The organism is Paenibacillus mellifer (genome assembly GCF_023195895.1).
In the GTDB taxonomy this organism is placed as follows: Bacteria; Bacillota; Bacilli; order Paenibacillales; family Paenibacillaceae; genus Fontibacillus; species Fontibacillus mellifer.
In genome coordinates, this window is the sequence record NZ_JALPRK010000012.1 from 38,869 (window position 1) to 54,358 (window position 15,490).

Annotated in this window: 12 protein-coding genes; 10 read left to right on the forward strand and 2 right to left on the reverse strand. The window is 38.4% G+C overall.

Annotation, left to right across the window (positions count from 1 at the left end; all coding sequences use genetic code 11):
• Positions 1 to 67: 67 nt before the first annotated feature.
• Positions 68 to 322, forward strand: coding sequence for a hypothetical protein (locus M0651_RS13895; RefSeq protein WP_248552345.1), 255 nt, complete (start codon positions 68 to 70; stop codon positions 320 to 322).
• A gap of 261 nt (positions 323 to 583) precedes the next feature.
• On the opposite strand, the gene M0651_RS13900 is transcribed toward M0651_RS13895, so the two are convergent.
• Entirely contained in the window at positions 584 to 1,498 is a 915-nt protein-coding gene (locus M0651_RS13900; protein WP_248552346.1) for a restriction endonuclease, read from the reverse strand.
• Between the two features lie 233 nt (positions 1,499 to 1,731).
• Here M0651_RS13900 and M0651_RS13905 point away from each other — a divergent pair, with 233 nt between their 5' ends.
• The 5 genes from M0651_RS13905 to M0651_RS13925 are packed head-to-tail and all read left to right on the forward strand — an operon-like array spanning position 1,732 to position 7,204.
• Entirely contained in the window at positions 1,732 to 3,693 is a 1,962-nt protein-coding gene (locus M0651_RS13905; protein ID WP_248552347.1) for a KAP family P-loop NTPase fold protein, read from the forward strand.
• A gap of 6 nt (positions 3,694 to 3,699) precedes the next feature.
• A complete protein-coding gene (locus M0651_RS13910) occupies positions 3,700 to 4,425 on the forward strand; it encodes a Qat anti-phage system associated protein QatB (protein ID WP_248552348.1) in 726 nt (241 codons plus the stop codon).
• A 2-nt stretch (positions 4,426 to 4,427) separates the two neighbouring features.
• On the forward strand, positions 4,428 to 5,771 hold the full coding sequence (qatC, locus tag M0651_RS13915) for a Qat anti-phage system QueC-like protein QatC (protein ID WP_248552349.1): 1,344 nt from the start codon (positions 4,428 to 4,430) through the stop codon (positions 5,769 to 5,771).
• Positions 5,772 to 5,785: 14 nt separating this feature from the next.
• Entirely contained in the window at positions 5,786 to 6,535 is a 750-nt protein-coding gene (gene qatD, locus M0651_RS13920; RefSeq protein WP_248552350.1) for a Qat anti-phage system TatD family nuclease QatD, read from the forward strand.
• Positions 6,536 to 6,580: 45 nt separating this feature from the next.
• Positions 6,581 to 7,204 carry a UCP028583 family protein gene (locus M0651_RS13925; RefSeq protein WP_248552351.1) on the forward strand — a complete coding sequence of 208 codons (624 nt, stop codon included), beginning with the start codon at positions 6,581 to 6,583 and terminating at the stop codon, positions 7,202 to 7,204.
• A 232-nt stretch (positions 7,205 to 7,436) separates the two neighbouring features.
• Here the strand turns inward: M0651_RS13925 and M0651_RS13930 are convergent, their stop codons facing one another.
• Positions 7,437 to 7,625 (reverse strand): hypothetical protein, encoded by a 189-nt coding sequence (locus M0651_RS13930; protein WP_248552352.1) that lies wholly within the window; start codon positions 7,623 to 7,625, stop codon positions 7,437 to 7,439.
• 559 nt (positions 7,626 to 8,184) lie between these two features.
• On the opposite strand from M0651_RS13930, the gene M0651_RS13935 reads away from it, so the two are divergent.
• The 4 genes from M0651_RS13935 (at position 8,185) to M0651_RS13950 (ending at position 15,356) form a co-directional block, all read left to right on the forward strand.
• Entirely contained in the window at positions 8,185 to 9,546 is a 1,362-nt protein-coding gene (locus M0651_RS13935; RefSeq protein WP_248552353.1) for a TniQ family protein, read from the forward strand.
• Between the two features lie 425 nt (positions 9,547 to 9,971).
• Positions 9,972 to 12,704: a TnsB C-terminal domain-containing protein gene (locus M0651_RS13940; RefSeq protein WP_248552354.1), complete on the forward strand. Its 2,733-nt coding sequence runs from the start codon at positions 9,972 to 9,974 to the stop codon at positions 12,702 to 12,704.
• Between the two features lies 1 nt (position 12,705).
• Positions 12,706 to 13,950 carry an AAA family ATPase gene (locus M0651_RS13945; protein ID WP_248552355.1) on the forward strand — a complete coding sequence of 415 codons (1,245 nt, stop codon included), beginning with the start codon at positions 12,706 to 12,708 and terminating at the stop codon, positions 13,948 to 13,950.
• 32 nt (positions 13,951 to 13,982) lie between these two features.
• Entirely contained in the window at positions 13,983 to 15,356 is a 1,374-nt protein-coding gene (locus M0651_RS13950) for a TniQ family protein (protein ID WP_248552356.1), read from the forward strand.
• The last annotated feature ends 134 nt before the right edge of the window (positions 15,357 to 15,490 follow it).

Here is a 15,490-nt window from a genome sequence, read left to right on the forward strand (position 1 = left end):
CGTTAACGAAATAATGAGTAGTTATTCTGAGATTGTGCTAAAATACGGACAAAGGGTAGAGATACAAATGAGTTTTTATGAAAACTTGGCACTACACAATTTTACATGGATTGGATGGTTGTTGATGAATCGGTGGTTAGATAAGCTTGAGAATCCAATTTTTAAAGTTTTAATTATAATAATGCTTGGATTGGGGACAGGTTTTTTACTGAACCATGACTGGAATAGGGCCATCGAATCGATAACGATTGGTTTTATGATGTTCTTAATTTACCGTTCGGGCAGGAAGGTGGATGGTTTTATAAAGGATGATGAAAATTAAAGAGGGATTAGGATGATATTCGAAATCACTAAAAAAATGGACGAAAAGATTAGGGAATGGGACACATGTAAGGCAGTAGATGTGTCAGGAGCAAAGTTTTCTTACACATTCATTCCAACAAGCATTGGACTAGTTATCAAGGTTCGATGCGATATCTGCAACAGAGAATTGGATCTTACGGAGGACTGGGGATAGGAAAAAAAGAAAGGGGGCGATGATGTCTCGCGTTTCCCCTTGTACCATCGGAACATCTCTTTTTTTCTATTCGATCTTGCTCTTAAAGTTTAAAGGATCAATATATATTAAACCTTTTGTTTGTGCTGCTCTTATTTTTGCATCCAGCATTTCGAAAAATGATATGTTTCCGGAGAATACCATTGAAAGGTCACCGCCGTCAATCAGGATTGTCTTAATTGATTTTCCGGCAATTAAAGCCTTAACGGCATCCCGTGAGTAGCCGTTTATAGAAATGAATAAACCCCGTCCGTACATTTTCCCTTCAACCTTATATGCAAAATGATAAAGTGCATCGCTAGCCGTCAAACTATCATGCCATTTTGCTTCTACTAAGTAATTTTCCCCATCCAATTTTAATGAACCATCTAATTGTTCCCCGTTAAGCTTAAAGGGCTCTGAAAAAGGCAAATTTGAGAAATCAGATAGCTTCTTTAGAAGGATTTCTAGCTGGTAACCCCTATTTTGATTTGAAGAATTTCCGCGGTATAGATTAATAAATTCTGCCTCTAGATCGACTAATGAGATCTTGGGAGCTGCCGCGGCTCTCCTTTCATCAGCCTGCTTCCTTAATTCTTTAGTTTTTGCATCACGTAACTCTTGAACTTGTTTCAAGTGATTTATGCAACGTTTCGCCTCTGCCTCATCTAAACGGTTTAGCTGTTTAAAATAATATGGATCAAAATGATCCCAGTTAATAATGGAAGCTAGCATTGATCTAAATTGCCCAATTCCTTTATCGTCACGTGCATTTAATTGGCCGAAAACTTCATCAATAATGGCAGCTCGATTTTTTTCTAGTCCCTGGCTTAAGACGGTTTTTAAGTCACGATTCGTACAACCATTATTTTTAAAAAAATCGATGATCTGCTCTTTTGGCCAAAAAATAGCTAAGATACAGGTACGCATCGCATCAGTAATATCTTTAGGAAAGGTCTGCATTGTAATCACTCTTTTTCAGCAAATTCATTACATTCTCTTCCAATATTATCACAGAGACATGCCTGATTGAAGTAGGAATCCTTGTGATGAAATGTGCTGTGAGGTATAGGTCCTTAGAACCGAGTTAAATGGATGTACTACGTTCAAATTGGCAGGAAAAAAGAGGGAATATGTCGAATTATTGAGATGTCTTGGAGTACGTTCGATATTAATTAATAAAGAGGTGCACTGCAATGTGGGCGGATAATGAAACTTCGCAAGACTTGTTGGGTTTTAAAGTACATGCTGACTTAATAAGATCAGTTGTTACCAATCCCAAGCTACTACCTGTTACATTAGGGGTTTTTGGGGACTGGGGTAGTGGAAAAACAAGTATTATGAAAATGTTAGAGCATGATTTAGATTCCGAAAATTATCCTCCGGATTCGCCCGAAAAAGAGAAATATGAAAAAATCGCAGTTTTATATTTCAATGGTTGGCTTTTTGAAGGATATGACGATGCCAAGTCTGCGCTGCTTAGCTCAATTTTATTACAGCTTGGGGAACACAAGAGATTCGGACCTAAAGTTAAAGAAAAAGTCGCTGGGCTAATAAAGTCTGTTAATTGGATGCGTGTAGCAAAATTCGGTGTAAAAGAAATCGGCATGCCTGCTCTGGCAGCATATATAACGGGCGGTGCAAGTATTGTACCGAGTTTAGTGGGCTCTGGTAAAAAAATATTGGGTTCAATACTGCCTAAAAAAGATGATGAAGAGGAAGGCGGAGAAGAAAGTGAATCAAAATCTGAAATCAATTGGGAGGAAATGATCAAGGAAGATAAGAGCGAAGCAAGTGCCATGGATGTTCGAACTTTTCGTCAGGACTTTGAAAAGCTGCTTAAAGATACAAATATTGAATCCTTAGTCGTATTAATCGATGATTTAGACAGGTGTTCAAACGAACGCATAATAGAAAATTTAGAAGCGATTAAGCTGTTTTTAAATGTTGAGAGAACTGCATTTATAATAGGAGCTGATCCTCGGATAGTGCGTCATGCAATTGAGGTTAGGTATGCTCAAATGAAATTCAAGGATGAGCGGGACCCTGCTGAGGCATCAGAGAGGCTTGTAACCGATTACTTAGAGAAGTTGATACAAATTCCATATAGATTGCCTAAGCTGTCACCGGCTGAGGTGGAAAGCTATATGGCACTGTTGTTCTGTGCTAGGGACATTGAAGATGAAACCTTACTTGGAAAGGTTCACAAGGCTTGCGAAGATCAAAGGTGTGCGAATCGTTATTCCGTATTCGGTTACGCTGCCGTGAAAGAAGCATTTGGAGAGGCCGAACTTCCAACTGCGCTAAGCGAGAGTTTAATTTTCAGTTCCAGCATTGCCCCGCTCATTACTGAAGGACTTAAGGGAAATCCAAGGCAAGTTAAGCGATTTTTAAATGCCTATTTTCTGAGAAAGGAATTGGCAAAAGTTGCAGGATTGCAAAGTATCCGGGATGACGTTCTGGTAAAATTGATGGTTCTTGAATATGGACACTCTAAGCAATTTATGGATTTATTCGAATGGCAGGCAAAACAAGAAGGAAGGTCTAGCGAATTAAAGCAGCTTGAAGCGGTTTTGGCACCACCTGATGGCAATGTTGATAACGAAGAAGAGGCTAAAAAAATTGATTCACAATGGTCTTCTTCTTTTATGCGCCGCTGGATCGCAATGGAACCGTTATTGAGTGAGATAGATTTAAGAGATTATTTCTGGGTAGCGAGAGACAAGTTGAGTTCAACTTTATCCGGGGTATCTATGATTCCGCCACTTGTAAGGACGATACTTGACGATATTCTTTCTTCTAACGCAGGAAAGATGAGGCCTGCGGTTGAGTCTGCATTAAAGTTAAACGCAGATGATCGTATTTTATTGTTGAATCTGATTGAAAAGCATATTCAGCGTAATCCAGATCAAAAAGTTGGTTATGACGCATTGAGGGGGCTTATTGAGAAGGATGTTGTAGAAAGTATTGAAAGTCTTACTCGCACATTATTTAATGTTCCTGCTGGTGCTATTCCACCAGCGGTTGGTAGTGATTTGACCGCCTTAAATAGAAGTAAACCTATGTTGAAAGAGCATTTTGAACCTGTTATGAATCACTTGAGATCGACCGAGACACGAATTGGTCGAGCTTTAAGACCTATTGAAGGAAAGAGGTAATTTTAAATGGGTACATCTAAAGGTTATGATGCCCCTTCAACCCCTCAGTGGGGAGATTTGAAGGGAAAAGTCTCAAGGTTGGCTAAAGAAGGTCGTCCAGGTTTGGATAACTCCAAGCAATTAGTGGGACAGTTTATTCGTGCTAATGGCGGATCGCAAGGTGTGGCAAGAAACGGCGGCATGGGTGCTAAAAGCGCACAGGCCGTCGCGAGAAACTTAGGTTCTTTTCTTTCATTAGTTAACCGTGTTGGTCTCGACGAAGCACTGAAACAAACAGGACTAGAGCATTTAAAAGGTAAGACCACATCTGATATTATACTTTCACTTATTGACTATTTCGGAGAAGACGCAAGTACTATTGATCAAGTGGATGCTAGAAATGCCCTTTCTCAACTTATGGATGAGTTGTTCAGTGAGGCTGAGGGGATTGATGGTATTGGTCAAATATTAGAGGAATCTGCTCAACCTGACAACCTTACCGAGATGTTGGAAAGGTTTTTTGGTTACTATGTGTATCAACAATTTTGTCGCTCCTTTTACGAAAGATTGGCTTCTAAAGTTGGTAATGCTCAAGCTGATGCTTTTCTCAATGATATATTGGATTATATTAAATCCGAAATAACAGTCTTAGCCCTTGATAGAGACATTTCACAGATCGATTGGAATGGACAAGAAGGCGAAGCAATTTGTGTTCAAGTGTTAGAAAAAACACTAGATGTGTTCGGAGGTTAGCCATGATAAACGTAACGGTAAGCGCGACGGAGAAAACCAAACTCGAACTAGCAAAAGTATCCATTCATAATACTGATACTGAAGAAACCTGTAATCTCGATTTTGATTTTAAAACAGTATACCAAAGATGCGGAATCCCAAATTTAACAGTTTTGGACTTTTTATTTATGGCTTCTGTGTTTTATGCAACAGACAAATTTGTTGGAAGAAAAACAACAGAGGATAAATGGACTCGTGATATTAAGCTTAAAATCCCTGTATATGAGCTGACGAAGTGGCAAATGACAAAGGAGAATCTAGATAAGTGCATGTCATTTTTGACCGGGGACGTTTGGGATATAGAGTTTTATCTTAATAGCTCTCCTTTACATAGACCAACTGAAAGAAGACGTCGGCCAAGGCTAGTCTTGCCACATGTGCAAGCAGACATGGTTTGCTTATTCTCAGGTGGATTAGATTCATTAGTTGGCGCTATTGATTGGTTGGAGAGCAACCCAGAGAAAAATATTTTGTTAGTAGGGCATTATGATGGTCAAGTAAGTGGACCAAAGACGGATCAGAGCAATCTTTTCAATCATTTACGGCCACAGTACTCTAATAGGATAGATTCATTACAAATTAGGGCCGGCCAGCATCCATCGGGTAAGGAGACAACTTTCAGAAGTCGTTCCATTTTGTTTCTTGCAATCGGTATCTATGCAGCCGCGAGTATCGGTGAGGATATTCCATTGATGATACCGGAGAATGGAACAATCGCTTTAAACGTACCACTTACACCGTCTCGAAGAGGAACTTGTAGCACCAGAACTGCTCATCCGAATTATTTACGAATGCTGGGTCATGTTCTTCAAAGCGTTGGGATATCTAACCCAATATTAAATCCATTAGGTGAGAAAACAAAAGGAGAGGCAATTAGCCAATGTAAAAACCAACAAATACTACGAAATGCGATTCCTGATTCAGTCTCCTGTGGAAAAAGCGGTCACAAGTCCAGCTGGATTAGAAGAGATGCAAAAGGTTGTGGGAGATGCGTTCCGTGTATTTTTAGAAGAGCATCATTGCATGTAATCAATGCAGATTCTGAAAATTATGGGATAGATATTTGTAGTGATGAAATCGATTTGACTGGCAACAAAACTTCTGCTTATGATTTTAGGGCTGTGTTGGCGTTTCTTGGGCATAAATATAATATTGAGGAAATAAAAAGGTTGCTGCTTTCAAGTGGCGTGCCTATCGAAGAAATTGATAAATATTCGAGTCTTGTTGTTCGAGCGATGGCCGAGGTACAGGAACTTATTAATGACAAAGGGACAACCGATATCAAACGATTAATTGGTCTTACTTAAGGATGTGAATTAAAATGATTGATGTTCATTGCCACATAGATTTGTACAAAAATCCCTATGTGGTAGCGAATGAAAATGAAAAAAAAGGTATTTCAACAATTGCGGTTACAAATTTACCGAGTCACTATGAATTGGGATATTCCCATTTAAAGGATTTTAAATATATTCGAGTGGCTCTAGGTTTACACCCACTCTATGCAAATAAACATACGCCTACTGAAATGAAACGATTCATTGATCTTGTGAAAAAGACATCATACATCGGAGAGATAGGACTAGACTTCTCACGAGAAGGCATTGCTACTAAAACAAAACAAATCCAAAGTTTCCGTCACGTGTTGACTCATATCAGTGATCGCCCTCGATTTATTACGCTGCATTCAAGAAGGGCAGAAGCTACTGTTCTGCAAATGTTAGAAGAGTTTTCAATAAAGGGAGCCGTTTTTCATTGGTATAGCGGTTCATTGTCCTTTCTTAAAGAAATTGTTGCAGCAGGTCATTACTTCTCAGTTAATCCGGCAATGCTCCAATCGTCAAACGGATGTAAAATCATCGCAAAGATTCCTCGAAACCGATTATTAACGGAAACTGATGGGCCATTTGTCAAAATTGAAGACAAGATTGTTACGTCCCAAGATATATCGCTTGTTCAGAAATACTTAAGCTCGCTTTGGAGTTGCTCATATGAAGATGTTGAACGACAAATAAAAGATAACTTTAACCAGGCTTTGCTTCCAATCAAACAGTATAGTATTGGGGGTTGATGTACTGTAAATAATGGAAGGGAAACAAGAAATGAGGTGTTTGGGATGCTTCCGTGCAGATCACCAGAGGTTAGAGAGAAGCTGGTTCAGGAATATGATATAAAACCCATTGCTCATGTTCGTTTGTTAAACGGGCAAGAACGTAGAAGTTGTACTAAAGACTCACTTACTGACAGCTATTATTGCTTTTCTTATCGAGCGAAAAATGGTGATGTTACCGGAACTTTTTTATGCGGAATCTATGCAGCAAATCATTTTCTTGAATTGATTCATCATCCTAAATTAACACTTTTTGACCCATTAGCATCTGAAACCGTTGGAACGGGAACAAGCAGCGCAAATGGAAATGCAGTTCTCGATGAAACATGGCATCCGGCTGCAAAGCAACTGTTTAATGCAATTAACTTGTTAATCATATGTTGGGGAATTGCTCCTGGAAGCGCACTGCAAGAAATCAAGAACGATCTTGAGAAATATAAAAGTCGCGAACCACTCCCCAGACAAATTAAAGCGATCAATACGATTATTTCAAGGGATAGGGGAGGCCGAACGCTTCAACAAATGCTTGATGAGTTGCGGAACAAAAATAACACAATTCGAAAGTTTCGATTTGATTTATTGAATGAGGCTCTAATCAAGTATAAAATTGAAAAATCTTTTTTTGGATAAGCACTGTGAACTCATTGGTCGGAGTGTTTGATTGATTGTACTGATCTACGCTGGCTCAATGACAAAAAACGTCAGGTTCGTTGAAATGGGTTTAGACTGGTACGAATATAAAACCAGCGACAGCCTAGGACCGGAAAATAGTCCTAGACTGTCGCTGGTTTTTCTAATCGATGCTACTTTACATTTGGGTAGGAAAATGCTTCGTGAAGTGCTTTTTCGTTTCACGAGCTATTTAACTTTTGAACGCTTTTTCAAGACGTTCTTTAATGAATTGACTGCTTCTCCGTCGATTCGCCTGCGGCTCAAGTATAACTTGCGCCGCGCTTTTCTTAGAAGGTGCAAATAACAACGCATCTTTGGGTTGCGTGCCTACTGCTTCCGTAACAACTTCGTTCAAGGATACATATACCATTGTCTCCATGATCCGCCCTCTTATCAGCATTCAAGTATAATCGAAACGTCGTGGGAATTACACCATTCACCAGAATAAATCATAACTTATAACGCCCGCCGTCTTAATTCATGGATCTGGCGTTTCTTTGCGTTGAAGAAATAAATGGCGTAGCAACCAAAAAACCACTAGTTATATCTGTGTTTCAATAATTTATTATAAATTTATCGAAATATAAATATTACAGGTGGTGGGTGGGAATAATGTATAAATCGGAAAAAGCAACAATAACCCCAAATGGTATTGTATTTAACACACGAACGTATACATGTAGGCGAGCAATAAAGGAACAATGGTTTGGATGCTCAACACATTATGAAAGAACTATACCGGTATTATATCGTCTTGATGATATCTCAACAATGATTATAGGGAATATCGAGGATGGAGATGTCTGTAGACAAGTTATGATTACTCCTTTCGAGGGAAAACGATTGACAGAATATCATGAGGCACTTGACTGTTTAAAAATCGCAAGAAAGAGATTTGGAAAATCTGGATCTAAATACCGTCGGAAGGTACCTCGGTGATGAAAGCAGTACATCATTTTAAGACCTGGCACGATACGGATACCTCTCTTGATTGGAAGAGAACAACTAGGCTATTTCAGCTATCACCACAAGGATTGGGCACTTCGATGGTTGAAAGTCTCGCTGGTTATATTGTGAGATTGGCTAATGAACATTGTATTAAAACCGGTCGATTGTTTATCGATGTGCTCACTCCGTACCTCAACAAATTTTATTTAAATGAAATATCGAAGAGGGGTGGAAACGGATTTTATGATTCATCACACATGATTAATGGAAACTCAGTCGCTGCCGAACAGTTTTCGACTATGTTGAATGATCTAACGGGGAATACAAATCTGCAACAACTCACTTTGCTGAGATTTGCAAAAGCTATACCCCAAAGAGGATTACTGAGAAATGTGAGAGCATGGTGTCCTGAGTGTTATGAAGAAATGAAACAGTCAAATTCGGCCATTGTTTATGAACCCTTAATATGGTCGCTAAGAGCAGTCTCTATATGCAGAAAACATCATCGGTTTCTAACAGATCTCTGCCCGAGCTGTACAAGAACAAATTTATTAATTGATCGACGTAGTTCTTCAGGATTCTGTTCGCACTGTAATGCTTGGCTTGGGAGAGCAAATACAGAAAAAACGGATAGATGCGATTATGAACAATATAGTAAAGCAAAAATGGTAGAGCGTTTGTTAGAGAGTATGCAAATTCCGAATAAAGATGGGATAGTAGTTTCGTTAAATCGCATTGTAGATCAAGAAAACTCAAATATTACTGGTGCGGCAAGGAAATTATCTGTACCGAAGACGACTTTTTGGACATGGTACAAGGGAAGAAACCTTCCTCAATTAGAAGATGTACTTCGAATTTGCAATAAGTATGGAATCGATATTGTTGATTTCTATTTAGGCCATTTTAATGATGATCACTCCCCAGTTATATTTGCGAAAAGAAAAAAGAAAATAAATATCAAGTTAACAACTCGTCCTCTTATCGAAGTAAGGTCGATAGCTAAGAATTTGGTGATGAATTCAGCAAATGGTTATATGCACGTACAGGCTATGGCAGATGAAATCGGGTGTAATAAAAAGACACTATACAATCACTTCCCTGCCCTTTGTAAAGCCCAGGCAATGAAATGGAAGCAATATTTGAAGAAGCGGAAACGTAATCGATTAGAAAATATTAGACGAGAAGTAGACACTGCACTTATGTGGAGTTCCGAACGAGGGGAACATCCAACTGTACCAAAACTGGAACAGTATATGAAAAAACCAGCTATTTTCCGGGAAGCTGAAGTTAAGAACCATCTAAAAAAACGATTACTGGAGGCAAATTATGAACGAATTAATTTTGGAGGTTGAAGATATAATCAGGACACAGAAGCTCATAATTGATCGAAATAAAAAATATCACGAGTACCCTTTTATGAATGATTGCGACCATTTTTATAGGCTTGTTTTACTTCATAAAACATTGGAAGTTTGGGAAAGATGTCTCCAGTTGTTGGAGAGGTATCGGAAAAAACGTTGTATCCCGATTGAGTCTTTTAAGAGCGATAAATTTGAAAAAATATTTCAGGTCGATAGTAGGTATTCAGGTTTCATACCTAGGAAAACGCAGGCTGAAGTTATTGAGTATATCAAGACTCTAGAATGGAAACTTCAGGAGAAGGCTAGATAAGCACAGGGAATAAATAAGTATTCAGAAAACTGAAGATTTTTTCCAATGCAGAAATTTGTTATACTATCGGCGATTGATTGGTATTTTTAGGATAGGAGAAGGATTCATGCTTCCTGCTAATTTGGTGAACTTATTTACTAGGAAAGGGATAAGTCCAGAGACTCGTAGAATAATTGAAACTATTCGCTCCTCGGAGCCGTCCCGTCGGGTAAATAGTGGGCGGGGGAATACTCCTGGGAACTACCCCAGTAAAAAAATGGGGGTAACAATACAATTTGAAAGCCATAGGGTTGAGTTTGCCGGGATTTACGAAAAAGAGCATGATCTAAACGTGTATGAATTTTATGATCAACCTCCTCCATTTACAATTAGGTACCAAGTAAATGGGAAAAATAGCGGACGTATGTATCATCCTGATTTCTTTGAAATCGGCGAAGACTTTATTGGTTGGGAAGAATGGAAAACTGAAGAGGAACTCATTAAGCTTTCGCAGGAGAAACCTTATCTTTATGTACGAGCAGATGATGGAACATGGTATATGCCTCCAGCTGAAGAATATGCTAAGAAGCTTGGTTTATCGTTTAGAGTTCGTTCGTCAAAGGATATTAATTGGGTTTATTTAAATAACATTAGATTTCTGGAGGATTATCTACTTTCGGATTCTTTAGTTGTAGACGAAAATGCCAAGAAGATTTTACTCAATAGTGTGATGGAGCAGCCTGGAATTTCTTTAAAGGAGCTTCTAGATGATCAGAATGGTTTTGTCTCAGATGATATTTATAAACTTATTGTTTCTGATGATTTATACTTTGATCTAAATAGAGTACGTATCACACAAATTGATAGGGCTAGAATATTCCCCGATAAAGAAATGGCACAAGCTTACTCTTTTTTAGATGAGGACGTGGGTGCTGGATCAATTCCAATTACAAAAGTGGAGGTTTGTCCGGGGAATACCATCCAGTGGGATGGAAGAGCCCATATTATTCTTAATGATGGAGAAACGAGTATTTCCTTACTGGCACAGGAAGGTCAAAAACAAATAGATCTGCCGCGTGAAAGTTTTATGACATTAGTTCAGAAGGGGAAAATTAAAGGCCTTTCAATTTCTCAAACGAAAAAAAAGCAGGAGGTTATCGAAAAATTAAAGAGTGCATCAAAAGAGGATCTGGCAGCTGCCAACGACAGATATCAAAAAATAAAGCCAATACTGGATGGTTACCGAATTCCGTATGGGGATGTCCCGGAACGAACTCTTCGGTATTGGGTTTCCAAATATAAAAATGCAGAGCATTTATTTGGCTACGGATATGTGGGTCTATTAAGAGATGGGAAGCCAGGTAATTATGTTAGAAGATTCTCGAAGGAATTAATTGAGTTAATGAATACTTTTATCGAGGACAAGTATGAAACTGTTGTAAACCGAAACGCAAGCACAGTCTGGAAGATGCTTGTTACGGAATGCGAAGAAAGGGGTTACCATGCACCTAGCCTTACAAGCTTTCTGAAGGAAATAAAGAAGCGGCTGCAATACGATATTACTTTAAAAAGGGAAGGTAGGAAGGTCGCCTATGCACTTGAGCCAAATTATTTGGAGCTATTCTTAACCACCCCTCGTCATGGCGATTACCCTTTTGAAATATGTCACTTGGACCATACTCAGCTAGATATAGAGCTAAAGTGCTCGAAAACACAAAAAAATTTAGGAAAGCCTTGGGTTACTTTTTTAGTTGACGCCTTTACTCGAAGGATTCTAGCTATATATTTAACATTTGATGAGCCCGGATACCGTTCGAACATGATGGTGCTAAGGGAATGTGTCCGAAGGCATTCAAGATTACCTAAGCACATAGTAGTCGACGGTGGTAAGGAATTTGGCAGTACTTATTTTGAAACGCTGCTCGCCCTCTATAATGTAGGTAAGTCACTGCGTAAGGGTAAACCAAAGCATGGCTCTGTAATTGAGAGATTATTTGGCACTAATAATACAATGTTTATTGATAATTTGCTTGGAAATACACAACTGATGAAGAACGTTCGGCAAGTAACAGCAGCAGTTAATCCTAAATATAAAGCAGTTTGGACATTTGGAAGATTTCTTGATAGGCTGAAGGAATTTGCTTATGAAGTTTATGATACTATTGAACATCCGGCCTTGGGGAGAACGCCTAGAGATGAATTTTTAAATGGCATAGCCATTTCGGGGGAAAGGACATCTACTTATGTGGCGTATGACGAAGTGTTTTATATGCTCACTCTCCCAACGACTAAAAAAGGAACAGCTAAGCTAGATCCCAGTAAAGGGATTAAAATCAATCACATATATTACTGGTCAGAGAGCTTGCTTGATCCTGAGTTTGCTGGAAGACAAGTTCCAGTTAGGTATGACCCCTTTAACATGGGTGTAGCGTACGCTTATATTCGTAATACATGGATATACATGAATTCTGAGTATTACAGCGTATTTGTAGATCGGACAGAGAAGGAAGTTCAACAGGCATTAGAAGAGCTTAAACGTAGAATGAGGCTTCGCGGCGAGGAAGTATATATTTCTGCCTCTAAGTTGGCTAATTTTTTGAAATCTGTTGAAGCAGAGGAAGCCTTGCTACTTCAACGCCTTCGAGATAGTGAAATGAGAAGTTCGTTTACAGTGATTGAAGGTGGTAAAGCGAGCGAAAGTATCAATAATTATGCAGCAATTAAAAACAAAGAATCGAAGACTAAACCGTTAGCAGTTGTTTCTGACAAGAAGGCTGGTTCGAAGGATACAGATTCAAGTTCTTTTAATGCAACGTTGCGGGATCAAGGATCTAAGTATAAAATTTTTGGGGAGTTTTAAAATGAATGAAGTTACTGGATGTGAAGTAGAGCAGGAAGAATCATTTGGATTTCCAAAGCATTTGCTCGATAAATCAACTAAAGAGAAAATAAATTATTTTAAAAAATATACTGTTGCTCATCCGTTATTAACTGAAGCCTACAATAAATTTATTGACAACATTTTTAATCCTTCTAATAGAAGTATTCAGTTTTTGTATGGTCCAAGTGGAGTGGGGAAAACAACCATTTATAAAAAGGTGCAAAGTACGATCATCGAAAGAATGATGCCTGTGCTTGAGATGGATAAAGGAGTAATTCCATATGCTGCTTTAGAAGCTGTTGCTTCAGATACTGGTATTTTTGACTGGAAGGACTTTTACATTCGATTACTTGAAGAATTTAGAGAAATAGCAATAAACAATAAAATCGATTACGATGCGCTACGTGAAAGAGATGGATTACCAAAAACAAAAGCGCAGGACCCGAATCGCAAATTCAGAATTGCGGTAGAATCAACATTAAAAAATCGTCGCCCAATTGTTTTGCTAATAGATGAAGCTCAACATATGATGAAAATGGCTAACGGGAGGAGATTAAGAAGCCAGATGGATGCCATAAAATCAATGGCCTCTCTTTCAAATACTCCGATTGTTTTAATAGGAACGTATGAACTGCTGCAATTTACGAATTTAAGTGGGCAGTTATCGCGGCGAAGCGACGATGTTCATTTTCAACGGTATCGTATGGATAATCCGGAGCATATGGATTGGTTTGAGAGTTCGCTATATATGTTTCAAAAGAACATGCCGTTAAAGAGTGAACCCGACCTTGTTGGGAACACCGATTTTTTCTACGAAAGATGTATCGGTTGTATTGGTACCTTGAAAGATTGGTTGACTAAAACATTGGAAATGGGATTGCTAAAGGGGAATGAGTCATTAACAATGGATGATTTCCGAGAATATGCGCTTTCCCTAGATCAGTGTATAAAGATGGCTCGAGAGGCGACCGAAGGCGAGGCTAAGTTATTAGATAGTAATGAGAAAAGAACTAGGTTATACAACTTATTAATGGCAAATACATTGCCAGTAGAGGAAAACGAGGAGGGAGAGAAGTCTTCCACGGCGCAGGGAAAGAAAGATAATAAGACCAACGGTAAAGGTAAATCAAAAAATCCAAAACCGGGGAATAGAAAACCGAAAAGAGATGCTACCGGATGGAGCACCGGAGAAACTAAAGCAGAATCAGATGCGGATGCTGTGTAATTTCTCTGGAATTAATAATGGAGGATAATTTGTTGTTTGATGTTCTTAGCATAGACGAGGATAAAGTTAAGCATATTATGGATACTAGGAGTCGTCTTTATCCGCTGCAGCCAAGAGGATTGGGAACGGCAATGAAAGAAGGCTTAGTTAGTTATATAACCCGGCTGTCAGAGGCTCATTGCACTGACGTCGGGTCTTTGGTTTCCTATGAATGTTCCCCGAATTTTGAGAATCCCAGAATCTATTCTTACCAATCAAATAAAGTGAATAGTTCGTTTTATAAAGACGCTTATACAATTAATTGCTTTGGGGCCATATGCACGGATATGGAGTATGCTCTTACAAAGTTAACCCAGAGATCAGATATTTCCGAAATGAATCTAAATAAATGGGTGTTTACCCCTAGAAATAAGGCAATTGTTAAGAAGCAAAAACATTGGTGTATACAATGTTATTCTGAATGGGAAAAAGAGGGGAAGGCTCTTTATGACCCTTTATTATGGTCGATTGAGTTAATAAAAATATGTCCAGTACATAAGACATTGCTTCAGACAAGTTGCTCTGGTTGCAATATGCAGATACCAATTATTAATCAGCGCTCTTTGCTATCTCATTGTATTTATTGTTTCAAGTCTTTGGTTTCCGTTAATGAAGTCAGACTAGTTGAATCGGAAGACGAGCTTTTATTCCAAGTGTGGTTATGTGATAGTATCGGAAAATTACTGATGTATTCAAAAGAATTTGTTGACACATCCTCAATATGTAATGCACTACAGTCTTTCCGAGAAAATTACTGTGATAATAATGACAGAGTATTATCCAGGCTTTTTTTGTTGGAAAATAAGAGAAGACAAATAAATGCTTATTGCAGGGGCGCAGCTAACCCCCATTTTAATTTATTATTATGGTTTTGTTACGTTCTAGGGATAGAATTAATCAGCGTGTGCACTGGAGGGGAGTTTACTCAAATTGAAAGAAAGCCTAGTGAATTACTACAAGACTCAAAAAAGTATTTCATGCTCGAGAGTAAATGGTCAAAAATTGATAAGGAGATCGTGCGAGAAAAATTAATGGATTTTTTGAGCAATGACCATCCTCGTTCATTTAATAGTATATCTAGGGAACTTGATATCCAAGAATCATACCTTCGGAAAATGTTTCCCAAAGAATCAAAATTACTTACTGCGAAATATACAGAATATAGAACAAATAAAAAGAACGAGAAGATGCGGTTGCAAAAAGAAAAAATAGAAATTGTCTTAAATGATTACTATCAAGCCAACGGATCAGTACCGACAATATCAATGTTAAAAAAGCTTTTGGGAAATTCTCATGTAACCTTTAAACAAGAATTAATGAGTCATTATCATGATCAGATTAAAGAATTTGTGGAAAAGAAGGTGTGAGGCACTTTCGGCAATCGATTGATTTAATAAAAAACTTCCGGCAAAAATATGCTTTAATATAGTTTATTATTACTACGAAAACACTGTCCAATCAGCAGTCTTTTCGGCAAATATTTGGTTCAAACTCCGGCAAA